Genomic DNA, 25967 nt, shown 5'->3' with positions numbered 1-25967 from the left:
GTCACTCCCGCGAGCCCTCAAACTGCCAGCAGGCGCTCGCGCAGTTTGCCGATCTCGTCGCGCATCTGCGCTGCCGCCTCGAACTCCAGGTCGCGGGCCAGTTGGTACATCTTCTCTTCCAGCTGACGAATGCGTTTGGTGATTTCGCTCGGCGAGCGCAGTTCGGCCTCGTACTTGGCGTTCTCTTCGGCGGCTTTGGCCATGCCTTTGCGCTTCTTGCTGCGCGAGCCGGGCACGGTGGCGCCTTCCATGATGTCGGCGACGTCCTTGATCACGCTTTTCGGCGTGATGCCGTTGGCCAGGTTGAACGCGATCTGCTTTTCGCGACGGCGATCGGTTTCTTCGATCGCACGCTCCATGGACCCCGTAATGCGATCGGCGTACAGGATCGCGCGGCCGTTGAGGTTACGCGCGGCCCGGCCGATGGTCTGGATCAGCGAGCGCTCGGAACGCAGAAAGCCTTCCTTGTCGGCATCCAGAATCGCCACCAGCGACACCTCCGGCATGTCCAGGCCTTCGCGCAGCAAGTTGATCCCCACCAGCACATCGAAGGTGCCCAGGCGCAGGTCGCGGATGATCTCGACGCGCTCGACGGTGTCGATGTCCGAGTGCAGGTAACGCACGCGCACGCCGTGGTCGGCCAGGTAATCGGTGAGGTCTTCGGACATGCGCTTGGTCAGCGTGGTCACCAGCACCCGCTCCTCGATCGCCACGCGCTTGTGGATCTCCGAGAGCAGGTCGTCGACCTGAGTCAGCGCCGGACGGATCTCGATCTGCGGGTCGACCAGACCGGTCGGCCGCACCACTTGCTCGACGATGCGGCCCGCGTGCTCGGCTTCGTAGTTACCCGGCGTCGCTGAGACGAAAATGGTCTGCGGGCTGACGTTTTCCCACTCATCGAAACGCATCGGCCGGTTGTCCAGCGCCGATGGCAGGCGGAAACCGTATTCCACCAGCGTCTCTTTGCGCGAACGGTCGCCCTTATACATGGCCCCGACCTGGGGCACGCTGACGTGGGATTCGTCGATCACCAGCAGCGCGTCAGCGGGCAGGTAGTCGTAGAGCGTCGGCGGCGGCGCGCCAGACGGACGCCCGGACAGGTAGCGCGAGTAGTTTTCGATGCCGTTGCAGTAACCCAGCTCGAGGATCATCTCCAGGTCGAAACGGGTGCGCTGCTCCAGACGCTGGGCTTCCACCAGCTTGTTGGCGCCGCGCAGGTATTCCAGACGCTCGTTCAGCTCGACCTTGATGCCTTCCATCGCCTCCAGCAGCGTTTCCCGCGGGGTCACGTAGTGGCTCTTCGGGTAGAAGGTGAAGCGCGGCAGTTTGCGAATCACCTCCCCGGTCAGCGGATCGAAGGCAGAAAGGCTCTCGACCTCGTCATCGAACAGCTCGATGCGGATGGCTTCCAGGTCCGATTCCGCCGGGAACACGTCGATCACGTCGCCGCGCACCCGGAAGGTCGCCCGAGCGAAATCCATGTCGTTGCGGGTGTATTGCAGGTCGGCCAGGCGACGCAGCAAAGCGCGCTGGTCGAGCTTGTCGCCGCGATCCACATGCAGAACCATGCGCAGGTAGGTTTCCGGACTGCCCAGACCATAAATGCACGACACCGTGGTGACGATGATCGAGTCTTTGCGCTCCAGCAGCGCTTTGGTCGCGGACAGGCGCATCTGCTCGATGTGGTCGTTGATCGACGCATCCTTCTCGATGAAGGTGTCCGACGACGGCACGTAGGCTTCGGGCTGGTAGTAGTCGTAGTAGGAAACGAAGTACTCGACCGAGTTGTTCGGGAAAAACGCCTTGAACTCGCCGTACAGCTGGGCGGCCAGGGTCTTGTTCGGCGCCAGCACCAGGGTCGGGCGCTGCACTTGCTGAATGACGTTGGCGATGCTGAAGGTCTTGCCCGAACCGGTTACACCGAGCAGGGTCTGGTGCGACAGGCCGGCGTCGATGCCTTCAACCAACTGACGAATCGCCTCCGGTTGATCGCCGGCCGGCTCAAAACGGGTAACGAGCTGAAACTCGGACATAACGTACCTCTGGAGGGGCCACTGCCGGATGAATCCCGCAGCAACGCAATTGAGCACGGACGGCTGATCCCGTCAGGGAAAAGACGTACATAAAAGAAGTGATGGGACTACAAGTGGAGTCGACGGCGCCACCTTTCAAGCCACCCTCCGCAGATTAGTCCGCGGCACGGGACTAACGGTCGAAAAATTTCGCGAAAAACCCTGAAAAACCTGCGCGGGACTGTCGCCCGCACTGGCGCAGGCCTTTATACTTGCTCCCCGTTTGTGCACCGCTCTAGTGCAATCGGCTGGAGCGACGCGACCCATTCACTCCCCATTCAGAGCCCCCGCACAATGAGCCTGTTCTCCGCTGTCGAAATGGCACCACGCGATCCAATCCTGGGCCTCAACGAAGCATTCAACGCCGATACCCGCACGACCAAGGTCAATCTGGGTGTCGGCGTTTACAGCAACGAAGAAGGGAAAATTCCGCTGCTGCGCGCCGTTGTCGAAGCGGAAGAAAACCGGGTGGCCCAACACCTGCCCCGCGGCTACCTGCCCATCGACGGCATCGCTGCCTACGACAAGGCCGTGCAAACCCTGCTGTTCGGCGCTGAGTCGCCGCTGCTGGCTTCGGGCCAAGTGATGACGGTCCAGGCGGTCGGCGGTACGGGCGCTCTGAAAATCGGCGCGGACTTCCTCAAGCAGCTCTCCCCTGACGCCGTTGTGGCGATCAGCGACCCAAGCTGGGAAAACCACCGCGCGCTGTTCGAAACCGCCGGTTTCCCGGTGCAGAACTACCGTTACTACGACGCCGCCACCCATGACGTGAACCGCACGGGCATGCTGGAGGATCTGCAGAACCTGCCGTCCGGCTCGATCGTCGTGCTGCACGCCTGCTGCCATAACCCCACTGGCGTTGACCTGACCCTGGAAGACTGGAAGAAGGTGCTTGAGGTGCTGAAGGCCAAGGGTCATGTGCCGTTTCTGGACATGGCGTATCAGGGCTTCGGTGACGGGATTGACGAGGACGCAGCGGCGGTGCGTTTGTTCGCTGACAGCGGCATGACGTTCTTTGCTTCCAGTTCGTTTTCGAAGTCGTTTTCGCTGTATGGCGAGCGGGTCGGTGCGTTGTCGATCGTGACGGATTCGAAGGAAGAGACGGCGCGGGTGTTGTCTCAGGTGAAGCGTGTGATCCGTACGAACTATTCGAACCCGCCGACCCATGGCGCGTCGATTGTGGCGACGGTGTTGAACAGCCCTGAGTTGCGTGCCAAGTGGGAGGAGGAGCTGGGCGAGATGCGCCTGCGGATTCGCGGGATGCGTGAGGAGATGACGCAGCGTCTGGCGAATAATGCGGCGGGGCAGGATTTCAGTTTTGTCGCGCGGCAGCGGGGGATGTTTTCGTATTCGGGTCTGACGACGGCGCAGGTTCATCGGTTGCGCAATGAGTTCGGGATTTATGCGTTGGATACCGGGCGGATTTGTGTGGCGGCGTTGAATCAGGGGAATATCGGGGCTGTTACCGAGGCGATCCTGGCGGTTATCTAAACCGCCACGATTTTAAGGTCAAGATCAGGAGCGTCTGCCTGGGGGCAGACTGTTTCGCCTTCGGCGAGTTACTTGGAAAAGCACCCCAAGTAACCAAGGGTGCTTGCTCCTGGCTAGGTTCCTCCTTCGTCGGAATACCCTCACTTCGACGACGCTCCGTGGGCCCGCGCCGAACGGACATCCATGTCCTGACGGCGCTCTCGCCGCATCCATGCGGCTCGGCCCACTCCGCGTCGCCTGCGTTCAGCCTGCACCCAAGTCGCGATGGGTGTCGTCTGGACTTTTTGTGTAGGAAGATCAAAAGCAAATCAAAAGCTTCCCGGCTGAAGCCGGTCCTACTGAGTGCACGCGTCGCTTTTTTGTGGGACCGGCTTTAGCCGGGAAGGCGTCAGTGGGCACGCCGGGAACGATCGGGTAAATGAAGCCGCGACATTGCCGGTCAGCACATGGATCGAACCCTTGCGCGCCGTTGCCCTCGATATCTGTAAGTCCTGTGAACGGGATATGACAGAAGAGGTGCATATGGCTACCCAGAACAATGATCAAACCGTCAACCGCAACGACCCGGCGATTAGCCCGGCCGCGCAACCGGAAGCCCTGGACAGCAGCGTGGCGCAGAAGGACACGGTCAAGCCGCAGGGCGAGTCGAAAGACGGCGCGCAGGGTCATGAGAACGCCGGGGTCGATGCGGGGGATAACAGCTTTACCCCGGATTTCGAGCCGGAAGAGCATGAATCGCCGGACACCACCAAAGAGGAGCTGCAGACGGGTGAGCTGGACAAGGACATTGATACCGCCGGGGGTTGAGGGCGGCCTTCGGTCCGGGGCACTTGTGGGAGTGAGCTTGCTCGCGAAGAGGTCGGTAAAGCCGCTGGATCTTCAGGGGGTTGGCTTAAGTCTTCGCGAGCAAGCTCGCTCCCACGGGATTCTCACCGCCGCCTCTGACCTGGTTCGGATCTAACAGCTCCGCCACCCGCTCGGTCTGGCGGATATTTCATTGCATGGCACCCTAACAAAACGGCACCATCACGCCTTGGTCTGCGCCCGCAGACTTGCCTGAAGTTCATCCCCGGAGCGTTGTCGATAATGGTCCAGCCCGCCACTCAGGATGCCCCGCGCGTCGGTAATAAACTCACACCCCGCGAGTTTCGCGGCATGGCGGCGATTCTGATGTCCATCGCCCTCGCCACCCTCGACACCGCCATCGCCAACACTGCCCTCCCCGCCATCGCGGCTGATTTGAACGCCTCACCGGCGGCGTCGGTGTGGATCATCAACGCCTACCAGCTCGCCGCCGTCGCCACGCTGTTGCCGTTCGCGGCGCTGGGCGGCGTGCTTGGCCACCGCAAGGTGTATCTGGGCGGGCTGATTCTGTTCGTGGTGTCGTCGGCGTTGTGTGCGCTGTCCTGGTCACTGCCGACGCTGACCGTCGCCCGCGTGCTGCAGGGCATCGGCGCCAGCGCGATCATGAGTGTCAACGCCGCGCTGATCGGTTCGATCTTCCCCCACGAACGGCTGGGCCGCGGGCTGGGCATGAACGCGCTGGTGGTCGGCACCTCGTTCTCCATCGGCCCGACCGTGGCGTCGCTGGTGTTGTCGGTGGCGAGTTGGCCGTGGCTGTTCGCGATCAACCTGCCCATCGGCCTGTTTGCCCTGATGTTCGCCTGGAATTCGCTGCCCGCGACCCGTCTCGGCACACTGACCTTCGACCGCGTCACCGCCGTGCTCAACGTCATCACCTTCGGCGCGCTGATCTTCGCCCTGAGTCAGGCGGCGCAACTGGGTTCCATGGCCAGCGTGCTGATCGCCCTGGCGGTTTTTCTGGTGGGCGGCGCGCTGATGCTAAAGCGCGAGGTCGGGCACCCTGCGCCGATGTTCCCCCTGGATTTGCTCAAACGGCCGCTGTTTGCGTTGTCGGCGCTGACGGCGTTCTGTTCGTTCGCCACCCAAGGGCTGGCGTTTGTCTCACTGCCGTTCTTTTTTGAAAGCACCCTGGGCCGCGACCCGATCCAGACCGGGTTTCTCATGACCCCATGGTCGGTGGTGGTGGCCATGATCGCGCCGTTCGCCGGGCGCCTGTCAGACCGTTATGCGCCGGGGCTGCTGGGCGGGATCGGGCTGGCGATGCTCTGTATGGGGATGATTTCCCTGGCGACGATGCCGGCCGACGCCAGCGTCATGTCGATCATCGCGCGGATGATGCTGTGCGGAATCGGCTTCGGTTTCTTCCAGGCGCCGAACCAGAAAGCGCTGATGACCAGCGCCCCGAAGGAGCGCTCCAGCGGCGCCAGCGGCACGATTGCGACGGCACGCCTGATCGGTCAGGCCACGGGCGCGGCGTTGGTGGCTTTGAGTTTCGGCATTTCCAGCACCCACGGCCCGGTGTTGGCGTTGAGCATTGGCGCCGGCTTTGCGGCGGTGGGCAGTCTGGCGAGCGGCTTGCGGTTAGTGACGAAGAACACGGCCAATCCGCGGCCTTAAGCGTCGTCAATCCAGCCAGCGCAGAATCAGGCAATCATCGCGCAGGACTGGGTCATCGGTTTGGCGCGCAGGGTTCCTACCATGGGGGACTTCGAGCATCGACCATCGATCAACGGCTTCGGCCCCGAGAGGAAACCCACAATGAGCACATCAAAAACCCTGTTCATCACCGGTGTCAGCAGCGGCTTCGGTCAAGCGCTGGCGCAACAGGCGCTGGCGGCGGGTCATACGGTGATCGGCACCCTGCGCAATGAAGACGCCGTTCAGGCATTCGAAGCCCAGGCACCCGGTCGCGCCCACGGCGTGCTGCTGGACGTCACCGACTTCGACGACATCGACCGCGTGGTCGCCGAGGCCGACACCGCATTCGGGCCCATCGACGTGCTGGTCAACAACGCCGGCTATGGTCACGAAGGCATTCTGGAAGAGTCGCCGCTGGAGGATTTGCGTCGGCAGTTCGACGTCAACGTGTTCGGCGCAGTGGCGATCATCAAGGCCTTCGTGCCACTGTTCCGCCAGCGCCGCAGCGGGCACATCCTCAACGTCACCTCCATGGGCGGCTTCATCACGATGCCGGGGATTTCCTACTACCACGGCAGCAAGTTTGCGCTGGAAGGCATTTCCGAATCCCTGAGCAAGGAGTTGAAGCCCTTCAATGTGTTTGTCACGGCCGTAGCGCCGGGTTCCTTCCGCACGGACTGGGCCGGGCGTTCGATGCAGCGTACTGCGCGGCAGATTGCCGACTACGACGCCAGCTTCGACCCGATCCGCAAGGCCCGCGAAGAACGCAGCGGCAAGCAGCCGGGGGATCCGGTCAAGGCGGCGGACGCGATGCTCAAGCTGATTGATAGCCCCACCCCGCCCGCCCACTTGTTGCTGGGCAGCGATGCGTTGAAGCTGGTGCGGGAAAAGCTCGCGCAGCTGGAAGCCGAGTTTGCGGAATGGGAAGAGGTGTCGCGCTCGACGGATGGGTGAAGTTCGATGAAAGGGCGTCGGCCTAACGGCCACTCCGGTCCCGCTCCGTGGGCCCTGCGTTCAGCCTGCACCCAAGTCGCGTTTGGCGGTGACTGGGCTTTTTGCGTATGAAGGTCAAAAGCAGATCAACATCAACGTCAAAAGCTTCCCGGCTGAAGCCGGTCCTACAGACCTGCTGCGTACCCACCGTAGGACTGGCTTTAGCCGGGAAGAGGCCGGCATGACCACCATCATTTTTTCTGGGAAACGCCCTCCTTGTAGGAGCCGTCAACCGGGAACTCGTGGCGTAACTTAACCTACACCCCGCCCCGGCTGAAGATGCGGATCACTTCATCCAGATGCCCCGCCATCGCCTGCCTCGCAGCTTCTGCATCCCGGTTTTGCAGGGCGTCGAGGATCAGGCGGTGTTCGTGCTCGGAGCGGAACGGCATGTCGTCGGAGGTGTAGTGGGCCTGCAAACGCTGGAACATGCTGCCGTACTGATGCCCGAGCAGGTGCTTGATCATCAGCCCATAGGCCGGATTGCCCGAGGCCTGGGCGATGCGGATGTGGAACAGGCGATCGCCGGGGTGGGTGTGGGAATGCTCGCGGTTGTCCCGGGCGTTGCGTTCGAAGGCCTCGCGGATCGCGTCGAGTTCTTCATCGCTGGCGTTTTGCGCGGCAAGCGCCGCCGCTTCCGGTTCGATCAGCCGACGCGCCTGAAGCAGGGCAAACGGCGGAATCTCCGCGCTGAAATCCACCTCGATGCCCAGCTCCGGGTCGACGTCCTTCCACTGATCGCGGGTGACCTGGGTCATCACCGGTTCATCGGACAGCTTCTGCCCCGGCGGTTCGCAGACCAGCACGCCATTGCCCACCCGCACATCCACCAGCCCGATTACCTCAAGGGCAATCATCGCCTCACGCACCGACGCCCTGCTCACCCCCAGCATCTTCGCCAATTCACGTTCGGCCGGCAGGCGGCTGCCCGGTGGAAACTCGCCGCTGTCGATCAGCGCACGCAGCTGATCGGCGATCTGGCGATAAAGTCTCTGGTTATCAATTACTTGGATTGGCATGGGGAATCGGCTCGGAAATTTTCAGCGCACTGGATCGACAAATGGCCTTGTTGCGGCCCATGACAAGTGCTAAAAACAGGACCAATGGCCTGACCATTGGAGCACTGCAGTGAGCGGAGCATAGCAAAACCCGATGGGGTTAGCGTGCGTCGTCTTCGCTTGAATGCGGCCTCCGTGGCCCGGTCAGCAGACCTGAACCGCTTGATAGCCAGGCAGGTCGTCTCAACAATAAAAACAAGGGATCAACATGGACCTCACCGGTAAGCGAGTGCTCATCACGGCCGCCGCCCAGGGCATCGGTCAAGCCAGCGTCGAGGCCTACCTGAAGGCCGGCGCAGAAGTCTTCGCCATCGACATCAACGGTGCAGCGCTGGACCACCTCCAAGGCGTGCACAAGCGCGTGCTCGACGTCACCGACCACGCCGCCATCGAACGGCTGGCCGCCGAAGTGGGCGCGCTGGACGTACTGTTCAACTGCGCAGGCGTGGTGCACAGCGGCAACATCCTCGAATGCTCCGAAGACGACTGGCGCTTCGCCTTCGACCTCAACGTCACCGCGATGTACAAGATGATCCGCGCGTTTCTGCCGGCAATGCTGGCCAACGGTGGCGGCTCGATCATCAATATGTCGTCGGTCGCCTCGGCCATCAAGGGCGTGCCCAACCGCTTCGCCTACTGTGCGAGCAAGGCCGCCGTGATCGGCATCACCCGTTCGGTCGCTGCTGATTTCGTCGGCCAGAACATCCGCTGCAACTGCATTTGCCCCGGCACCGTGGAATCCCCTTCCCTGCGTCAGCGGGTGGCCGATCAGGCGGCGCGGGAGCATCGTGACGAGTCCGAGGTGTACGCCGCGTTCGAAGCCCGCCAACCCATGGGACGCCTGGGTACGCCCGAAGAAATTGCCCAACTGGCGCTGTACCTCGGGTCGTCCGCCAGCGGCTTTACCACCGGCACTGCGCAAATCATCGACGGCGGCTGGAGCAATTGAGCCCGCCGCCAATCCCGCGTATTCGTTAAACCGATTTCTGATCAATCACCATTTAGAGGACTCCCCATGAAATTGCTGCGTTACGGCGAACCCGGTCAAGAACGCCCTGGCCTGCTGGACAGCAACGGCCGCATTCGCGATCTGACCGATCTCATCGGCGACCTGTCGGGCACCGCCCTGAGCCCGGAAAGCATCGCGCACTTGCAGTCCCAGGACATCAACAGCCTGCCGCTGGTCGAGGGCACTCCGCGCCTCGGTCCGTGCGTGGGCAAGATCGGCAAGTTCATCTGCATCGGCCTCAACTACGCCGACCACGCCGCTGAAACCGGCGCCGACATTCCGAAAGAGCCGATTATTTTCAACAAGTGGACCAGCGCCATCGTCGGCCCCAACGACAACGTGGAAATCCCGCGCAACTCGAAGAAGACCGACTGGGAGGTCGAGCTGGGCGTGGTCATCGGCAAGGGTGGTCGCTACATCGACGAGGCCGATGCGCTGGAACACGTGGCGGGTTATTGCGTGATCAACGACGTGTCCGAGCGTGAATACCAGCTCGAGCGCGGCGGCACCTGGGACAAGGGCAAGGGTTGCGACACCTTCGGCCCGATCGGCCCATGGCTGGTGACCCGCGATGAAATCGCCGACCCCCATCAGCTCAACCTGTGGCTGGAAGTCGACGGCAAGCGCTACCAGAACGGCAATACGCGCACGATGATTTTCCAGATTCCCAAGCTGGTGAGCTACCTGAGCCAGTTCATGAGCCTGCAACCGGGCGACGTGATTTCAACCGGCACACCGCCGGGCGTGGGCCTGGGCATCAAGCCGGAACCGGTGTTCCTGCGCGCCGGCCAGACCATGCGTCTGGGGATTGAAGGGTTGGGTGAGCAGCAGCAGCTGACGGTCGACGCCTGAGGCAGCAAACACCATTCCTGTGGGAGCGAGCTTGCTCGCGAAGAGGCCAGTGCATTCCCTGCCTATTCATCAGGAGTAAAGGCTTCGCGAGCAAGCTCGCTCCCACAGGTTCTGCATGCACTTGAGATCAGTGGTTTCCTCAGTTTTCCCAATACGCCGCGCTGCCCATAACAATGCCAAAGGGACCCGCCATGGCCACCATCACCGCCTTGCGCGTTGAAGACATCCGTTTCCCCACGTCGCAATTGCTCGACGGCTCCGACGCGATGAACCCGGACCCCGATTACTCGGCGGCCTACGTCATTCTCGAAACCGATCACCCCACCCTGCAGGGCCACGGCCTGACCTTCACCATCGGCCGTGGCAACGAGATTTGCTGCACAGCGATCAACGCACTGGCCGGCGTGATGGTCGGCTTGACGCTGGAATGGATCACCGAAGACATGGGCCGTTTCTGGCGCCACGTCACCAGCGACAGCCAGTTGCGCTGGATCGGCCCGGACAAGGGCGCGATTCACCTGGCGACGGGCGCCGTGGTCAACGCCACCTGGGACCTGTGGGCCAAATCCGAGGGCAAGCCGGTGTGGCAACTGGTGGCGGAAATGACCCCGGCGCAACTGGTGCGCTGCATCGATTTTCGCTACATCACCGACTGCCTCACCCCGGACGAAGCCCTGACCCTGCTGACCGAGCGCGCCGAGGGCAAGGCGCAACGGCTGCGAACGCTGCTGGCCGACGGTTACCCCTGCTACACCACGTCGGCGGGCTGGCTGGGCTACCCCGACGACAAGCTGCGCCGGCTGTGTCAGGAAGCGGTCGATGGCGGCTTTTCTCACATCAAGCTGAAAGTGGGCCGCGACCTGCAGGACGACATTCGTCGGGTGCGCATCGCCCGGGAAGTGCTGGGGCCGGATCGCCATCTGATGATCGACGCCAATCAGGTCTGGGAGGTCAAAGAGGCCATCGACTGGGTCCGCGAGCTGGCGTTCGCCAAGCCCTGGTTCATCGAAGAACCGACCAGCCCCGACGACGTCGAGGGCCATCGCACGATTCGTCTTGGCGTCCACCCGGTGAAGGTGGCGACCGGCGAGATGTGCCAGAACCGCATCGTCTTCAAGCAACTGATCATGCGCGGCGCCATCGACGTGGTGCAGATCGACGCCTGCCGGCTCGGCGGGGTCAACGAGGTGCTGGCGGTGATGTTGATGGCCGCCAAATACCAGCTGCCGGTCTGCCCCCATGCCGGTGGCGTCGGGCTGTGCGAGTACGTGCAGCACCTGTCGATGATCGATTTCCTGTGCATCGCCGGGACCCATGAAGGTCGGGTGGTGGAGTATGTCGATCACCTGCATGAGCACTTTGAAGACCCCTGCGTGATTCGTGACGCCGCGTATCTGCCGCCGGCCGCACCGGGGTTTTCGATTCAGATGAAAACCGCTTCGCGGGAGCAGTACGCGTACAAAGGCTGAGGACCCCGCCAGAGCTTTGCCCAGGCATGAAACGGACGGAGTACAACAACAATGTCGTCCCGACACTCAAGCATTCCGGCAGCGCCCTTGCGGGTGGATGCCCATCAGCATTTCTGGACCTACGACGCCCGGGATTACCCCTGGATCGACCAGCGCCATGCTGCGTTGCAACGGGATTTCCTGCCGGGGGATTTGAAACCTCTGCTCGATGAGCACGGTATCGACGGCTGCATCGCGGTGCAGGCGCGGCACAGCGTCAGCGAGACCGACGCGCTGCTCAGCCACGCCGCCACTTACCCGTGGATCTTTGGCGTGGTCGGCTGGGCGGATCTGCGGGCGGATGACCTAGAGGCGCAACTCTCACGCTGGGGCGACTCTCATAAAGGCGCGCAAAAACTGGTCGGCCTCCGTCATCTGATCCAGGACGAACCGGCGCCGTCGCTGTTCCTCCAGGACCCTGCGTTCGCCCGTGGCATTCAGCTGTTGCAACGCCACGGGCTGGCGTACGACGTGCTGATAAAAGACAAAGACCTGCACGCCGCTACCGACTTCTGCCAACGCCACGACCGGCATCACCTGATCCTCGATCACCTCGGCAAACCGGACCTGTCCCGGGAAGACCCCATCGACTGGGCCGACCGCCTCGCCCCGCTGGCCGCCCTGCCCCACGTCGCCTGCAAGCTCTCCGGGCTGATTACCGAGGCCGACTGGCAGCACTGGCGACCGGGGGAGCTGCTGCCTTACTTCTATCTGGCGCTGGAGCTGTTCGGGCCGCAACGGTTGATGTTCGGTTCAGACTGGCCGGTCTGCCAGCTCGCCGGCCGTTACAGCGATGTCCACCAGTTGTTCGAAACCGCCATCAGTAGGCTTTCTGTCGATGAGCAACATGCGCTGCGCGGCGGCACCGCCATTCGCCTTTATGGCCTGCAAGGAAACTGCCCATGAATCTGCACCTGCACGACAAAATCATCATCGTCACCGGCGGCGGCTCGGGGATTGGCGCAGCCATCTCGCTGGGGCTGGCCGAAGAAGGCGCGATCCCGCTGATCTTCGCCAATCAACCGCTGCCCGCCGAACTCGCGGCAGAACTGGACAGACGCCAGCCGCAAACCCTGTTCGTCCAGGTCGAGCTGCGCGATGAGGCCGAATGTGCGGCGGCGGTGAGCCAGGTGCTGGAACGCTTTGGTCACATCGACGGGCTGGTCAACAACGCCGGTGTCAATGACAACGTCGGGCTGGAGGCCGGTCGCAGCGCGTTCATCGAGTCGCTGGAGAAGAACCTCATTCACTACTACGTCATGGCGCATTTGTGCGTTGACGCGCTGAAGGCCAGCAAGGGCGCCATCGTCAACATCGGCTCGAAAACCGCCCTCACCGGCCAGGGCGGCACCAGCGGTTATACCGCCTCGAAAGGCGCGCAACTGTCCCTGACACGGGAATGGGCGGCGTCGTTGCTGAGCGATGGCGTGAGGGTGAACGCGGTGATCCCGGCCGAAGTGATGACGCCGCTGTACGAGCGCTGGATTGCCAGCTTTGACGACCCTGACGGGAAGCTGGCGAAGATCGTCGAGAAAATCCCCTTGGGCCAGCGCATGACCACGCCGACCGAGATCGCCGACAGCGTGCTGTTTCTGCTGTCCCCGCGAGCGTCACACACCACCGGGCAATGGCTGGTGGTGGACGGCGGCTATACGCACCTTGACCGGGCACTGACATGAGCGCGCTGACATGAATACTGGGCTGGTTGCGCAGCGTTTTTGTCTGGCCCTGGACCTTGCCGATGACGAGGCGTTGATTGCCGAGTATGAGCAGTTGCATCGGCGCATCTGGCCGGAAATCGCCGAGCATCTTCGCGGCCAGGGTGTGCTGGACATGCAGATCTGGCGACTGGGCACGCGGCTGTTCATGATCATGGACACAGCGCCGGGCTTCAGTACCGACGCGATGGAGCAGGCGTCGGCGGCCCATCCCAAAGTGCAGGAATGGGAAGCGCTGATGTGGCGGTTTCAGACGCCGACGCCGTGGACCGAGCCGGGGAATAAATGGCAGCCCATGGCGCAGATTTTCAGTCTGGATGAGCAATTGAAAAGACTTCATGAGCCCTGACACCCCTCTGCGCCGGCTGCTGAATGGGTCTCTGGTGGGAGCGAGCTTGCTCGCGAAAGCTGAGTTTCAAACGCTGGAAAACTCGTGGATGTACCGGCCTCTTCGTGAGCAACCTCACTTCCACAGGCACGCTTGAACAACAACAAAAAAGGAGAGCGTTATGTTGACCAAACACAGCAAAGTACAGACTGGGGTGTATCGGCACGCTGAGCCGTCGGTGCGGATGGCGTTGATGCTGGTGACCAGCCTGTTTTTTCTCTGGGGCCTGTCGTATGGCCTGCTTGATGTGCTGAACAAGCATTTTCAGGAAACCCTGCACGTCAGCAAGGCCCAGTCCGGACTGTTACAGGCCGCGTACTTCGGCGCGTATTTCATCATCGCCCTGCCCGCCGGCTTTTTGATGGACCGCTTCGGCTACAAGGCCGGGATCCTGCTGGGTCTGTGCCTGTACGCTGCGGGCGCGTTGCTGTTCATGCCGGCGGCCAATGCGGCGAGCTTCCCGTTCTTCCTGTTCGCGCTGTTCGTCATCGCCCTGGGCCTGGGTTGTCTGGAGACGGCGGCCAATCCCTATGCGACGGTGCTGGGCGATGCGAAAGGTGCTGAACGTCGGCTCAATCTGGCGCAATCGTTCAACGGCCTTGGCCAGTTCGTCGGGCCGCTGCTGGGTGGCGCGCTGTTCTTCGGCGGCAGCAACGCCGGCAGTGACAACAGTTCGCTGCAAACCACCTACGTGGTCATCGCGGTCATCGTCCTGCTGGTGGCGGCGCTGTTCGCCCGCACGCCGATGCCCGATCTGCGCGAACAGGAATCGAGCATCCAGCGTCAGGACAGCAAAACCCTCTGGCAGCACCGCGAATTCGTCGGTGGCGTGGTCACGCAGTTCTTCTACGTGGCGGCGCAAGTCGGCGTCGGCGCGTTCTTCATCAACTACGTCACCGAGCACTGGGCGAGCATGACCAGCCAGAGTGCCGCATACCTGCTGTCGGTGGCGATGATCTGCTTCATGTGCGGACGTTTCTTCAGCACCTGGCTGATGGGGCGTATCCCGGCGCAAAGGCTGCTGATGGTCTACGCGTGGATCAACGTCGCGCTGTGCGCGGTGGTGGTCAGCGGCGTGGAAAGCGTGTCCGTGGTGGCGCTGGTGGCGGTGTTCTTCTTCATGTCGATCATGTTCCCGACCATCTTCGCCATGGGCGTGAAAAACCTCGGCCCCCACACCAAACGCGGCAGCTCCTTCCTGATCATGGCCATCGTGGGCGGCGCGCTGATGCCGTATTTCATGGGGCTGGTGGCGGACCACTTCTCCACGGCGCTGGCGTACCTGCTGCCGCTGGGGTGTTTTGTGGTGGTGGCGTTTTATGGGCGTAGCGGGTTACGCGGGCGGGAGGCGTGATCTCGGTTTTGTGGTGTGAGGACTGACGCCTTCCCGGCTGAAGCCGGTCCTACACATCCGCGTTCCAGCCAGTGATGATCGTGCCCACGCTCTGCGTGGGTATGCATCCCGCGACGCTCCGCGTCGCTTCGCGCAAAAAGCCGGAATGTGCGTTGTTTCATCGACGCAGAGCGTCGGGCTCTGCATTACCACGCGGAGCGTAGGAACGATCAGAAATCGCGGTTTCACCCAGTGCCATTGGCTGCACGCGATGCCTTTGTGGGACCGGCTTTAGCCGGGAAGAGGCCAGTGGTATCACCCTCATGCTTACAGTGTGACGCCTGGTGCTTTCCCGGCTGAAGCCGGTCCTACTGTCAGGTTTCAGCCAGCCCCAATCGGTGTGCGCGGTCAGTCAGGACAGCGGGCAGTTGCTGCAGTAATCGAGGCCTTTAACTCGATAGCGAATGCAGCACACACGGCGTTGTCGGTTGGGTTCGTCGTGGCCGTCGGCCTTGAGATAACGCACCGGCTGGCAAAGCGGGTTGCGGCGTCCGTCTGGCAGGTAGTGGGCGTTGAGCAACTGGTGACCATGGCTGAGATCGGCATGGGGCATTGCGTTTGCCAGCACGCCCAACAGCCACTCGAAATAGTTGCCGGCGTTGCTCCACAGGACCTTGGGGGACAGGCGGACGTGGCCGGCCAAGGCTTGAATGAACGGCCTGAGGTTATGGTCGAGCAACTCATCGAAACGCTCGAAAGCATCGGCCGGACCGGGCGTCCAGCGCTGTCCCGCGTCAGGCAGCTTGAAGGCGACAGGCAGGCAATCATCGTCGAGAATCAGCTGCAGATGATCGAGGTGCAGCGGCAGGCGCTGGTCGAGAATCAGCGAAGCCGCCACCACCGGCGGAATCAGCTTCACGAAGTAGAACTTGCTCCAGATCGACGCCAGCCCGCGCGGGTCGCTCTCGGGATAGGCAGTACCGAATCGCGTCAGGACATCGTTCAGGTAATCGCCGCCGAGAAAGGTGCGTAAAGGCACGCCGACGCGGGGGTCGTCCGGCAGCACGAGGACGTCGCGATAGTGCTCGAAGTCAGCGATAAACAGCGGCGTCAGCGCAGGAATCATGGGGCGATTCGCTGTGCTGGCCGCCTGTTCATCGTGAAGCGGTCAATGGGACTGCTGCCGCGCCAACACCCACAACCCCTGCTCCAGCGCGGGAAACAGGCTGTTGTTGAAGTTGTTCCAGCGCAGTTCGAGGATGGTGTCGTCGGGCGCGATCGGCGTGTCGAGCACGTCGAACACCACTTCACCGGAATCGATACCGGTGTCGACGTAATGGAACGACGCGCCGGTCATGTTCACCACCGGCGTGTCGACCATCTCCCGCGTGGTCCAGTCGACCACTTTCTTGCCCCGGGCGCCGTACAGCGCGTCGAGGGTGGCATAGGCTCCGCGCCGTTCGTACGGTGACTCCAGCCGCGTGATGCCCGGGTGCACGTTGAAGATGCGGCGATGGAAATCAGCGCCTTCGCGCACCAGTTCGTCGAGGATCACCAGCAACCCGTCGAGGACCACGACGTCGGCGCCCAGCGCGTGCAGTCGCTCGCCGAGACGTCGCTCGAAATCCGACTTGCCGGCCGGCCGCGCGCTGTCGTCGAGGGGCAAGGCGCGATAGCTCGACGGCACGTTTTCCAGCAGGTCATCGACCTTGCGCCCCTGCACCGTCAGGCCCGCCGGGTAGAACCAGTGGGCGCCCTGCCCCGGCTTGAACCCGTAGTCCTTGATGCTCTCGCGGTCCCGCGCGGACTCAGGATTCTCGTCGTAGATGATCGCTTCCAGCGAGTAGTGATCGCCGAGGGCGGTGTCGTTGAGCGCCTTGACCAGGTACTCCAGTGGCGAGGTCATGTAACGCTGCTCGCCGTGGTAATCGACGTATTGACCGGCCTTGTCCGCCGCGGCGTTACGCAACGACCAGACGTAAACAAGCTTGGTTTTCTGCATGAATATCGGACTCAGGAAAGGGTGTGCAGGGTGTTGCCGCTGACGCCTTCGGCCATGGCGACCACGACTTTGCGTTCGCCGCTGAACGGCTTGCGCGAGTGCGCCGTGAGCATGTTGTCGAGCATCAGCACGTCGCCGGTCTGCCAGGGGAAGACCACTTCGCATTCGCTCAGCACGCCACGAATTTCCGCCAGGGCGTCGGCCTCCAGCGGGCTGCCGTCGCCGTAGTAGACGTTGCGCGGCAGGCCTTCTTCGCCGACGGTGTCGAGGAGGATCTCCTGCATCTCTTCGTCGAGGTTCGACAGGTGGAACAGGTGCGCCTGGTTGAACCAGACCCAGTCTTTGGTGCGCGGATGCTGGGCGACGCCTTGCACCAACTGCCGGGTGCGCAGGTCGCCGTCCTCGTTCCAGTCGCACTGGATGCCCCGGGGGCGGCAGTAGTCTTCGACGTCGCTGTGGCGCTCGGTGTTGAAGACCTGTTGCCAGGTTAGGTCGAGACCGTTGCCGTAGTTGCGCACGTACATCAGGCGCTTTTCTTCAAAGCGTTTGCGCAGCGCCGGACTGATGCGCTGGAACACCCGGCGGCTGTCGGCAATCGGCGTCTCGCCTCCGCTGACCGCGGCTTTGGCGCAGTAGAAGAAGATGCGCATGGGCCATTCGGTGGTGTAGGCCTGTTCGTTGTGCAGGGGGATCGAGCGGTGGGCCGGGTATTCGGTGGAGGTGTAGACGCCTTTGCCATCGACCTGGCTGCGCGGGGTGGAACCGAATTCGTAGTTGAGCAGCGGGTGGCCGAAGGAGGCGGCGAACTGCTGGAAGCCTTCGACGCCTTCGGGGGTGAAGCCGCTGAAGAGGATGGCGCCGTCGCGCTCAAGCGAGTGGTCAACGACGCTGCGCAGGGCGTCGATTTCGGCGGCCAGGGAGACGCCGGTCTGGCCGGGCTGGACGCGCAGGGGGAAGCCGGCTTCAAGGCGCAGGCGTTCGGGGGTGAGCATGCGCATGTTCATGGGCGGGACGCTCCTGATGTGGCTGAAGGGGGTGGGTTCAGGCCATGGCCTGGCGCAGGCTGAGGGGGCGCATGTCGGTCCAGACGTTTTCGATGTGGTTGAGGCAGGTCTGTTTGTCGCCTTCGACGCCGACGCTTTTCCAGCCGTCCGGGATGGCTTTGTAGTCGGGCCAGATGGAGTACTGTTCTTCGTGGTTGATGACGACCCGGAACTGTGTGTTTTCGCTGTCGAAGCTCATGTGTTATCCCTCGTGGTGTTGGAACGGCGCAGGTAAGCGCGCCTTACCTGAAAGACGAACGAGGGGGCGGGATGGTTAGTGGTTTTTTGCGAAAAACTTGAAAGCAGATCAAGGGCGTCTGCCTGGGGGAAGACTGGTTCGCCTTCGGCGAGTTACTTGGAAAAGCACCCCAAGTAACCAAGGGTGCTTGCTCCTGGTTGGGCCCCTCGTACCTCGGGGTTCCTTCACTCCGACGACGCTCCGTGGGCCCGCGCCGAACGGACATCCATGTCCTGACGGCGCTCTCGCCGCATCCATGCGGCTCGACCCACTGCGCGTCGTCTGCGTTCAGCCTGCACCCAAGTCGCGTTTGGCGGTGACTGGGCTACCGCGTAGAAGATCAACAGCGAGAGCAAAAGCAAAAGCAGATCAAGGGCTTCCCGGCTGAAGCCGGTCCTACTAACAGACCGCGCGCACCCGTAAAGGCTGTGTGAAAACTCCGGGCCTGAATGCACTGCTCAAAAAACGTACTGAAAAATGCGTTCCTACGCGAAATCTGGGTCTGCATACCACGCGGACATTTGCAAAATTCGCGTGAGAGCGCGCAGTTCATTTTTGGCGGAGGGTTTTCACACAGCCTGCGTAGGACCGGCTTTAGCCGGGAAGCCGTTGCCGTTGCCGTCGTGATCGTTCCCACGCTCCGCGTGGTAATGCCGCCTAGGACGCTCCGCGTCCCTTCTTAGGTGGGGTGACGCGGAGCGTCACAGGATGCATACCCACGCGGAGCGTGGGCACGATCGATAAAGGGAGGGGGTGCTATCAGCAAAATTGTTGGGGACTGGGCTGGCCTCTTCCCGGCTGAAGCCGGTCCTACAAAGGGATCGCAGGCGTCCAGTGGAATTGGCGGTGCCTCGACTGTAGGACCGGCTTTAGCCGGGAAGCCGTTGCCGTTGCCGTTGCTTTTGATCTTCATACACATGAAGCTCAGACGACACCCATCGCGACTTGGGTGCAGGCTGAACGGAGGTCTCGCGCAGTGGGCCGAGCCGCATGGATGCGGCGAGAGCTGCCCCCCGCCATGGATGGCGGATGGCAGCGGGCCCACGGAGCGGGACCGGAGTGAAGGAACCCCGAGGAACGAGGGGCCTAGCCAGGAGCAAGCACCCTTGGTTACTTGGGGTGCTTTTCCAAGTAACTCGCCGAAGGCGAAACGTCTGCCCCTAGGCAGACGCTTTTGATCCTGGCGCAATAAGCCGCACCGCGCACCTCGGGGACAGATTAATTTACGATGAAGCACTGTAAATAAATCGGTCCCCTAACGGCGGTCCCCTAACGGATTACCAGCGGAACGCCACAGTCCCCAGGACCGTACGCTCTTCGCCCCAATAACACCGACCCGCGTTATTGCAGCCGCTCACATACTCCTTGTCGAACAGATTCTTCGCATTCACATCCACCGACCAATGCTTATCGATGTCATACCCCACCAACGCATCCACCAGCGTCACATCGCCCGTCTTCAACTTCCCGTACAACGTCGGCCTGGTATACGCGAACGTATTGTCGAAATAACGCACCCCGCCACCCACACGGAAACCGCTCATCGGACCATCCAGGAAGCGATACGTCGCCCACGTACTCGCCTGATTACGCGGTATGCCGGTCAACTGATGATCCTCGTACAACGACCCCGGACTGTCCTTCGTCACCCGCGCATCGGTGTAGGTGTACGACGCCGTCAGGCTCAGGTTCTTGGTCACATCACTGTTGACCTCCAGCTCCACGCCCTTCGACTCGCTCTTGCCGATCTGACGGCTGTATCCGTTCGAACCGGAAATCACATCGTGGGTCTTGGTCAGGTCAAACACCGCCGCGCTGAACGTCGTGTTCCAGCCAGCCGGCTCGTACTTCAGGCCCACCTCGTACTGCTCGCTGAGGATCGGGTCCAGCAACTCGCCGTTCGGTTGCGACGACTGCTGCACCGGCGTGAAGGCCGTCGAGTAACTCACGTACGGCGAAATCCCGTTCTCGAACTGGTACATCAAGCCGGTCTGCCAGCTGAAACGATGGTCCCAGCCGTCCAGGTCTGCGGCGCCACTGGCGGTTCCGGCACGGTTGCGGTACTGGCTGTTGACGAAGTCCTGGCGACCGCCCAACAGATAGATCCAGTTGTTGTACTTGCTCTGCAGCTGGCCGTAAACGCCGTACATCTGCTGGTCCAGCTGCGAGTTCTGCGCTGTAACGAGCATCCGTGGAGTGCCCGACGGAAACACCGGACTAAAGGCGTTGTAGGTACCGCCGTTACCGATCGCCCAGTCTTGGTTGTAAGAGGTGCGGTCGTAGCTCGCGCCCAGCAGCACGGTGTTTTCCAGTGCGCCGGAGGTGAAGTGGCCTTCGAACTGGTTGTCCAGCGAGTAGGTGATCGACTTGTTGTCGCGATCGTAGGCTTGGCTGCTCAGCGTGCTACCGAAGCCAGAATTACTAAGATCACCTGGCCAGGTCTCATGACGGTCCAGACGCGATTCCATGAAGCGCGAGTTCTGGCGGAACTGCCAGGTGTCGTTGAGCTGGTGCTTGAACTCGTAACCCAGGGTCCAGGTTTCGCGCTCGAAGTCGTCCCAGTTCGGGTTGCCGTTGAACTGGTCCTTGCCGATCTTGCCGTTGACGTTGTTCAGCAAGGTGCCCGCTGCGGGGTAGCCGAGCAGCAGCTTGGTGCGGTCGCGCTGGTAGGACGAGAGCAGGGTCAGCGCGGTGTCTTCGTCGAAGTTGAAGGTCATCGACGGCGCGATGTAGATGCGGTCGTCCGGTACCGAATCCACCTGGGTGTCGGCGTTGCGGCCGAGCATGACCACGCGGCCGAGGATGCGGTTGTCGTCGGTCAGCGGACCGGACACGTCGAGGGACAGCTGGCGGCGGTTGTTGCTGCCGTAGGTGAATTTGGCTTCGCCCTGGGGCGTTTCGGTCGGGCGTTTGCTGACCAGGTTGACCAGCCCGCCCGGCGCGTTTTCACCGTAGAGGATCGAGCTCGGGCCGCGGAACACTTCAGTGCGTTCCAGGCCATAGGGTTCGGTGGTGGTGTCGTAACGGTTGCCTTGCAGACGCAGGCCGTCCTTGAGCAGGCCGTAACCGTAGTCGGTGGCGTTGTAGCCGCGAATGGAGAACAGGTCGCCCGCAAGGCCGTCGCCGACGGCGAATGGCGGGGCGAAGATGCCGGGGACGTAACCGAGGATGTCGGTCAGGGATTGCGAGCCCTGATCCTGAATGCGCTGGCGTGTGACCACCGACACCGAGCGCGGGGTTTCCGACAGCGGTGTGCTGGTCTTGGTGCCGGCCGTGCTGTTTTTCACCTGATAGCCTACGGTTTGCTCCCCTTCGGGTGCTTCACCGGTGACCACCGAATTCTGCAGCTCGATGGTGGCGCCCTGCTCGGCCTTGGCCGGGGCATCCGCCGCCCAGGCCGCGCCGTGGCAGCCGACCGTTGCGACCAGTGCGGCCAAGGCATTGACCTTGAATTGACCCTTGTTATTGCTCGCCATCCGAACTCCCCCTCCCTTTGATATCACACGGGGCAAGGCCCCAAAATTGACCACATATGTCAAAAAAGCGTGAAAATGTAACAAAGAACGTTTCTCATTACCATTCTTATCGTAAAAAAAGGGCGAAGGGCCACTGCTGGTCCTACGCCCTGGTTCAACGCTGTTACAACAAGGGTTTAACGCTGTTTGACGGCCGCTGAAACGGCGGCGGCGAAGATGTCGGCGATCTGGTCGATCTGCGCGGCGGTGACGATCAGCGGCGGCAAGAAGCGGATGACCGACGAGTGCCGCCCGCCCACTTCGATGATCAGGCCGCGTTGCAAGCACTCACGCTGAACATTCGAGGCCAGCGCGCCGCTGTGGGGGAAGTGACCGAGGGCGTCGGGGCGGCCGTCGAGATCGACCATTTCCACCCCGAGCATCAAGCCCATGCCGCGTACATCGCCCATCTGCGGGAAGTCCTTCTGCAACGAGCGCAGTTGGCCGGTCAGGCGCTCGCCCATGGCGGCGGCGTGCAGGTCCAGTTGCTGTTCGCGGACGATGCGCAGGGTGGTGGAGCCGGCCACCATCGCCAGTTGATTGCCACGGAAGGTGCCGGCGTGGGAGCCCGGTTTCCACACGTCCAGGGACTTGTTGTAGACGACCACCGCCATCGGCTGGCTGCCGCCGATGGCTTTCGACAGCACCAGCACGTCCGGCACGATACCCGCGTGTTCGAAGGCAAACGGCTTGCCGGTGCGGCCGACGCCACACTGGATTTCGTCGAGAATCAGCGGCACGCCAGCGTCGCGGGTGATGCGGCGGATTTCCCGCAGCCAGTTGGCCGAGGTCGGCACCACGCCGCCCTCCCCCTGCAGGGTTTCCAGAATCATCCCGGCCGGCGGCAGGACGCCGCTTTCCGGGTCGGTCAGCTGGTTCTCGATGTAGTGCAGGCCGATGCGCTCGCCGGCCTCGCCACCGACGCCGAACGGGCAGCGGTAGTCGTAGGGAAACGGCAGGAACTGCGCGCCGCCGGACATGCCGTCCAGATAAGTCTTCGGCCCTAGATTGCCCATCAGCGCAAGCGCGCCCTGGGTCATGCCGTGATAGGCGCCGTGGTAAGCCATGAGATTGCTGCGCCCGGTGGCGGTGCGCACCAGTTTCAGCGCCGCTTCCACCGCATCGGTGCCGGCCGGCCCGCAAAACTGAATGCGCGCGTCCTTGGCGAACTCCGCCGGCAGCAGGGCGAACAGCTCGTTGATGAAGTCGTCCTTGGCTTCGGTCATCAGGTCCAGGGTGTGCAGCGGACGCTGGCCGTCGAGGGTGGCGCGCATCGCCTGGATCACCTCGGGGTGGTTATGCCCCAGCGCCAGGGTGCCGGCGCCGGCCAGGCAATCAATGAACCAGCGCCCTTCGCTGTCCTGCACGTGAATGCCCTGGGCGCGCTTGAGTTCCAGGGGGATGCGCCGCGGGTAGCTGCGCGCATTGGATTCCACGGCGGCCTGCCGCTCCAGTCGCGGGGTTGGCGCAAAGCGGTAGTCGGCGTTGGCCACGGCGGCGTCCGGGCTGCTCGGCAGCGCCTCGCTGTGGCGGGCGGCAATCGGCGTCACGTTGTGTTGGCTATGCATGTTCGTGCTCCTGGGAATCGTAGGAATGAGGGCGTTCGTTGACCTGCGCGAGGGCCTCGGCAAGCTGAGTGATGAACGGCTGATCACGGACGATCGAAAGGTGGTCGGCGTCGATCCAGGCCGAAACCTGCAAGCGAACACCCATGCCCTGCTCCAGAAGAGCCGGTGCGTTATCGTTATTTTCCGGCGAGCGCTCGGCCCACCAGGCGTAGACCGGCACGCTGAGGGCGTGGATCTGGCGGCATTGATTGGCCAACTGGCGCATGTGCCGCTCGACGCCGAGCAACTGTTGCCAGTGCGCGTCAGCTTCAAGGCCCTCGTCATCAGCGTCGAGAACCGGGGTTTCCGGCACGGCAGGACGCGGCTGGCCGGCGCCCGGTACGTAGCCGTCGATCAGGCCGACGAACTCGACGCGCTTGCCGAGTCGGGTCAGCAGTCGCGCCATTTCCAGGACCATGGTCCCGCCCATGGACCAGCCGATCAGCCGGTACATGCCGGACGGCTGCTGTTCGAGCAGCGCCTTGACGTAGTCCCGGGCCATTTGCTCGATAGAACTGTCGCGCCACTGACCGTCCAGCACCTGACGGTTCTGAATGCCCCACACGTCCCACTGCGCAGACAAGCGCCGGGCCAGTGCGTAGTAACCCACCACCGTGCCGCTGACCGGGTGCACGCAGAACACCGGCGGCTTGTCACTGGCGCCGCTGCTCAGGCGGATCAGCGGATTCGGCGCGCCGTCGCGGCTGACCGACAGGCTTTGCGGTGCAGTCGATTGCGGCGCGGCCGGTTGCGCCGACGGCAGGCTTTCCAGCAACGCCACCAGCCCGTCGCGATAGGCGGTTTGCAGGCGTTCGATGGTCTGGCGCTGATAGCGCTGAGCGCTGAAACGGAAAGTCAGCCCCAGTTGCCCGGCGAACACCTGACCGTTGATTTCTAGCTCGCGGTTCAGCGGCGTGGACGGGTCCACCAGCGCGCCAGCCGACACCTTCGACGGCGAGAAGCGGCCATCGCCCAGGTCCTGATCGAACTGACCGAGGTAGTTGAACACCACCTTGGGTTCCGCCAGCGCGGCCAATGACTGACGCGCCGAATCGTTGCCCAGATAGCGCAGCAGGCCGAAGCCGACGCCCTTGTCCGGCAGGCCACGCAGGCTTTCGCGCACGCTGGCGAGGGTCTGGCGGATGTCGTTCGCAGCACGCACCCGCAGCGGGAACAGACTGGTGAACCAGCCCACTGTGCGGCCCACATCCAGGCCGTCGGCGAGGGCTTCGCGGCCATGGCCTTCCAGCGCGATGAGGGTGTCGGGCTGGCCACTCCAGTCCTTGAGCGCTTCGGCGAGCACGGCCAGCAGGATTTCATCGGTGCGCGCCGCCAGTGCCGCCGGGGCTTCGCGCAGCAGACGACGGGTCAGCCCGGCGTCCAGCAGCAGTTCGCACTGTTCGAGGTCCTGTTGCGTCGCGCGGCCTTCCGGGTGGTCCACCGGCCACACCGGCTCGGTGCTGCCGACCTGCTCCCGCCACTGGCCCACTTCGGTTTGACGCTCAGGCGCTTGTGCCGCATCGACCAGATGCCGCGCCCAGCGTTGGAAGCTGCTGGATTTCGGCCCCAGATCGACCGAGCTGCCCGAAGCGACCTGGGCGTAAGCCCGCGCCAGATCCTCCAGCAGCACCCGCCACGACACACCGTCGACCACCAGGTGATGAGCGACCAGCAGCAGTTTTTGCCCTTCAGGCATCTGCGCCAGCACCACGCGCAACAGCGGACCGTCATGCAGGTCAAGGCTGCGCTGGGCCCGTTCGCACAGCGCAGTCATGGCGCGCTCGTCGGCCACGTCACCCAGCCAGAGGCTGTCGGCGGCAGGTGTGGCGCGATACTGCTGCTGCCAGCGACCGTCGGCGTGCTGATGGAAACTCAGGTTCAGCCCGTCGTGATGACTCAGCAGCGCGGCCAACGCCTTGCGCAGCAACGGCGCCTCCAGCGGGCGCTGCACGTCCAGCAACAGCGCCTGATTGAAGTGCGCGCGGTTGCTCATCGGTTGCTCGAAGAAATGCGCCTGAATCGGCGTCAACGGCAGCTCGCCGGTGGGCACGTTTTCAATCAACGGCGCTGCGCCGGCCTCGATGACCGTGAGGCGCAGGGCCAGATCCTTAAGCCGCGGATGGCTGAACACGTCTTTGGGCAGCAGCTTGAAACCGACCTGACGCAGACGGGTGATGACCGCCAACGACTGGATCGAATCGCCGCCCAGCTCGAAGAAGCTGTCCTGACGGCTGATGGTTTCGACGCCCAGCAATTGTTGCCAGACCCTTGCCAGCTCGACTTCGCGCTCACCTTCCGGCGCTTCGACGGCCTGACTGCCGAGCTGCGGATCAGGCAGCGCGTTGCGATCGAGCTTGCCGTTGGGCAACTGCGGCAGACGTTCCATGACCACAATGTGCGCCGGCACCATGTATTCCGGCAGGGTGGTTTTCAGCTGGTCCTTGAGGCTGTCTTCAGACAGTTCATTGCCGCCGACATAGCCGAGCAACTGCTTGCCGTTGCCTTTGTCGCGCACGATCACCAGCGCTTCACGCACGCCCTCGCAGGCCTTGAGCGCCGCTTCGATTTCACCGGCCTCGATGCGGAAGCCACGGATCTTGATCTGGTGGTCGATACGGCCGAGGTATTCCAGCAGCCC

At 62.8% G+C, this 25967-nt stretch carries 20 protein-coding genes (1 of these 20 running past the window's edge); 11 read left to right on the top strand and 9 right to left on the bottom strand.

The annotated features are described in order from the left end of the window. Positions 1 to 17: 17 nt before the first annotated feature. Positions 18 to 2033, bottom strand: a complete 2016-nt coding sequence (uvrB, locus tag SLW74_RS15530) for an excinuclease ABC subunit UvrB (protein ID WP_065986047.1) — start codon at positions 2031 to 2033, stop codon at positions 18 to 20. 333 nt (positions 2034 to 2366) lie between these two features. Here uvrB and SLW74_RS15525 point away from each other — a divergent pair, with 333 nt between their 5' ends. The 4 genes from SLW74_RS15525 to SLW74_RS15510 all read left to right on the top strand — a co-directional run bounded on the left by SLW74_RS15525 (position 2367) and on the right by SLW74_RS15510 (position 7019). Then, positions 2367 to 3563: an amino acid aminotransferase gene (locus tag SLW74_RS15525; RefSeq protein WP_369319394.1), complete on the top strand. Its 1197-nt coding sequence runs from the start codon at positions 2367 to 2369 to the stop codon at positions 3561 to 3563. Between the two features lie 522 nt (positions 3564 to 4085). Then, positions 4086 to 4370, top strand: a complete 285-nt coding sequence (locus SLW74_RS15520) for a hypothetical protein (protein ID WP_296315320.1) — start codon at positions 4086 to 4088, stop codon at positions 4368 to 4370. Between the two features lie 348 nt (positions 4371 to 4718). Beyond that, complete coding sequence (locus SLW74_RS15515; RefSeq protein WP_410929453.1) at positions 4719 to 6044, top strand: MFS transporter; 1326 nt, start codon at positions 4719 to 4721, stop codon at positions 6042 to 6044. Between the two features lie 141 nt (positions 6045 to 6185). Beyond that, a complete protein-coding gene (locus SLW74_RS15510; RefSeq protein ID WP_192134188.1) occupies positions 6186 to 7019 on the top strand; it encodes an oxidoreductase in 834 nt (277 codons plus the stop codon). Between the two features lie 296 nt (positions 7020 to 7315). Here SLW74_RS15510 and SLW74_RS15505 read toward each other — a convergent pair whose 3' ends face one another. Further along, positions 7316 to 8077, bottom strand: a complete 762-nt coding sequence (locus SLW74_RS15505) for a FadR/GntR family transcriptional regulator (protein WP_065986100.1) — start codon at positions 8075 to 8077, stop codon at positions 7316 to 7318. A 247-nt stretch (positions 8078 to 8324) separates the two neighbouring features. Between SLW74_RS15505 and SLW74_RS15500 the strand changes: the two genes are divergently transcribed. The 7 genes from SLW74_RS15500 (at position 8325) to SLW74_RS15470 (ending at position 14945) form a co-directional block, all read left to right on the top strand. Beyond that, positions 8325 to 9065 (top strand): SDR family oxidoreductase, encoded by a 741-nt coding sequence (locus tag SLW74_RS15500; RefSeq protein ID WP_065986099.1) that lies wholly within the window; start codon positions 8325 to 8327, stop codon positions 9063 to 9065. A gap of 66 nt (positions 9066 to 9131) precedes the next feature. Next, on the top strand, positions 9132 to 9977 hold the full coding sequence (locus SLW74_RS15495; RefSeq protein ID WP_410929417.1) for a fumarylacetoacetate hydrolase family protein: 846 nt from the start codon (positions 9132 to 9134) through the stop codon (positions 9975 to 9977). A 191-nt stretch (positions 9978 to 10168) separates the two neighbouring features. Beyond that, positions 10169 to 11446, top strand: coding sequence for an L-fuconate dehydratase (locus SLW74_RS15490; RefSeq protein ID WP_410929416.1), 1278 nt, complete (start codon positions 10169 to 10171; stop codon positions 11444 to 11446). Positions 11447 to 11497: 51 nt separating this feature from the next. After that, on the top strand, positions 11498 to 12391 hold the full coding sequence (locus SLW74_RS15485; protein ID WP_410929415.1) for an amidohydrolase family protein: 894 nt from the start codon (positions 11498 to 11500) through the stop codon (positions 12389 to 12391). Further along, a complete protein-coding gene (locus SLW74_RS15480) occupies positions 12388 to 13164 on the top strand; it encodes an SDR family oxidoreductase (RefSeq protein WP_410929414.1) in 777 nt (258 codons plus the stop codon). The genes SLW74_RS15485 and SLW74_RS15480 overlap by 4 nt, the downstream gene beginning before the upstream one ends. A gap of 10 nt (positions 13165 to 13174) precedes the next feature. After that, entirely contained in the window at positions 13175 to 13552 is a 378-nt protein-coding gene (locus SLW74_RS15475; RefSeq protein WP_410929413.1) for an L-rhamnose mutarotase, read from the top strand. 160 nt (positions 13553 to 13712) lie between these two features. Continuing rightward, complete coding sequence (locus SLW74_RS15470) at positions 13713 to 14945, top strand: sugar MFS transporter (RefSeq protein WP_192134203.1); 1233 nt, start codon at positions 13713 to 13715, stop codon at positions 14943 to 14945. 391 nt (positions 14946 to 15336) lie between these two features. Here the strand turns inward: SLW74_RS15470 and fhuF are convergent, their stop codons facing one another. The 7 genes from fhuF to SLW74_RS15435 all read right to left on the bottom strand — a co-directional run. Then, positions 15337 to 16050 (bottom strand): siderophore-iron reductase FhuF, encoded by a 714-nt coding sequence (gene fhuF, locus SLW74_RS15465; protein WP_410929412.1) that lies wholly within the window; start codon positions 16048 to 16050, stop codon positions 15337 to 15339. A gap of 42 nt (positions 16051 to 16092) precedes the next feature. Then, complete coding sequence (locus tag SLW74_RS15460; RefSeq protein ID WP_410929411.1) at positions 16093 to 16926, bottom strand: N(5)-hydroxyornithine transformylase PvdF; 834 nt, start codon at positions 16924 to 16926, stop codon at positions 16093 to 16095. A gap of 11 nt (positions 16927 to 16937) precedes the next feature. Continuing rightward, entirely contained in the window at positions 16938 to 17930 is a 993-nt protein-coding gene (locus SLW74_RS15455; protein ID WP_410929410.1) for a TauD/TfdA family dioxygenase, read from the bottom strand. A 37-nt stretch (positions 17931 to 17967) separates the two neighbouring features. After that, positions 17968 to 18168 (bottom strand): MbtH family protein, encoded by a 201-nt coding sequence (locus tag SLW74_RS15450; protein ID WP_410929409.1) that lies wholly within the window; start codon positions 18166 to 18168, stop codon positions 17968 to 17970. Between the two features lie 1316 nt (positions 18169 to 19484). Then, complete coding sequence (locus tag SLW74_RS15445) at positions 19485 to 21683, bottom strand: TonB-dependent siderophore receptor (protein WP_410929408.1); 2199 nt, start codon at positions 21681 to 21683, stop codon at positions 19485 to 19487. A gap of 176 nt (positions 21684 to 21859) precedes the next feature. After that, positions 21860 to 23290 carry an aspartate aminotransferase family protein gene (locus tag SLW74_RS15440; RefSeq protein ID WP_410929407.1) on the bottom strand — a complete coding sequence of 477 codons (1431 nt, stop codon included), beginning with the start codon at positions 23288 to 23290 and terminating at the stop codon, positions 21860 to 21862. Further along, positions 23283 to 25967, bottom strand: partial view of a non-ribosomal peptide synthase/polyketide synthase gene (locus SLW74_RS15435; RefSeq protein ID WP_410929406.1) — the final stretch only. The gene runs 13527 nt beyond the window's last position; only the last 2685 of its 16212 coding nucleotides appear in the window; the start codon falls outside the window, past its right edge — the gene reads right to left on this strand; it ends in the stop codon at positions 23283 to 23285. Before SLW74_RS15435 ends, SLW74_RS15440 begins: the two co-directional genes overlap by 8 nt.

The sequence above is a fragment of the Pseudomonas sp. W5-36 genome, from assembly GCF_046540455.1.
GTDB lineage: Bacteria > Pseudomonadota > Gammaproteobacteria > Pseudomonadales > Pseudomonadaceae > Aquipseudomonas > Aquipseudomonas graminis_B.
The sequence above is the reverse complement of the archived record's forward strand: the minus strand, read 5'-3'. Positions and strand labels throughout refer to the sequence as shown.

Excerpts from the sequence above, each read along its gene's own strand:
- SLW74_RS15470 (WP_192134203.1), top strand. The coding sequence starts at position 13,713 with ATGTTGACCAAACACAGCAAAGTACAGACTGGGGTGTATCGGCACGCT.
- fhuF (WP_410929412.1), bottom strand. The coding sequence starts at position 16,050 with ATGATTCCTGCGCTGACGCCGCTGTTTATCGCTGACTTCGAGCACTAT.
- uvrB (WP_065986047.1), bottom strand. The coding sequence starts at position 2,033 with ATGTCCGAGTTTCAGCTCGTTACCCGTTTTGAGCCGGCCGGCGATCAA.
- SLW74_RS15500 (WP_065986099.1), top strand. The coding sequence starts at position 8,325 with ATGGACCTCACCGGTAAGCGAGTGCTCATCACGGCCGCCGCCCAGGGC.
- SLW74_RS15455 (WP_410929410.1), bottom strand. The coding sequence starts at position 17,930 with ATGAACATGCGCATGCTCACCCCCGAACGCCTGCGCCTTGAAGCCGGC.
- SLW74_RS15460 (WP_410929411.1), bottom strand. The coding sequence starts at position 16,926 with ATGCAGAAAACCAAGCTTGTTTACGTCTGGTCGTTGCGTAACGCCGCG.
- SLW74_RS15485 (WP_410929415.1), top strand. The coding sequence starts at position 11,498 with ATGTCGTCCCGACACTCAAGCATTCCGGCAGCGCCCTTGCGGGTGGAT.
- SLW74_RS15475 (WP_410929413.1), top strand. The coding sequence starts at position 13,175 with ATGAATACTGGGCTGGTTGCGCAGCGTTTTTGTCTGGCCCTGGACCTT.
- SLW74_RS15490 (WP_410929416.1), top strand. The coding sequence starts at position 10,169 with ATGGCCACCATCACCGCCTTGCGCGTTGAAGACATCCGTTTCCCCACG.
- SLW74_RS15480 (WP_410929414.1), top strand. The coding sequence starts at position 12,388 with ATGAATCTGCACCTGCACGACAAAATCATCATCGTCACCGGCGGCGGC.
- SLW74_RS15450 (WP_410929409.1), bottom strand. The coding sequence starts at position 18,168 with ATGAGCTTCGACAGCGAAAACACACAGTTCCGGGTCGTCATCAACCAC.
- SLW74_RS15520 (WP_296315320.1), top strand. The coding sequence starts at position 4,086 with ATGGCTACCCAGAACAATGATCAAACCGTCAACCGCAACGACCCGGCG.
- SLW74_RS15445 (WP_410929408.1), bottom strand. The coding sequence starts at position 21,683 with ATGGCGAGCAATAACAAGGGTCAATTCAAGGTCAATGCCTTGGCCGCA.
- SLW74_RS15495 (WP_410929417.1), top strand. The coding sequence starts at position 9,132 with ATGAAATTGCTGCGTTACGGCGAACCCGGTCAAGAACGCCCTGGCCTG.
- SLW74_RS15525 (WP_369319394.1), top strand. The coding sequence starts at position 2,367 with ATGAGCCTGTTCTCCGCTGTCGAAATGGCACCACGCGATCCAATCCTG.
- SLW74_RS15510 (WP_192134188.1), top strand. The coding sequence starts at position 6,186 with ATGAGCACATCAAAAACCCTGTTCATCACCGGTGTCAGCAGCGGCTTC.
- SLW74_RS15515 (WP_410929453.1), top strand. The coding sequence starts at position 4,719 with ATGGCGGCGATTCTGATGTCCATCGCCCTCGCCACCCTCGACACCGCC.
- SLW74_RS15505 (WP_065986100.1), bottom strand. The coding sequence starts at position 8,077 with ATGCCAATCCAAGTAATTGATAACCAGAGACTTTATCGCCAGATCGCC.
- SLW74_RS15440 (WP_410929407.1), bottom strand. The coding sequence starts at position 23,290 with ATGCATAGCCAACACAACGTGACGCCGATTGCCGCCCGCCACAGCGAG.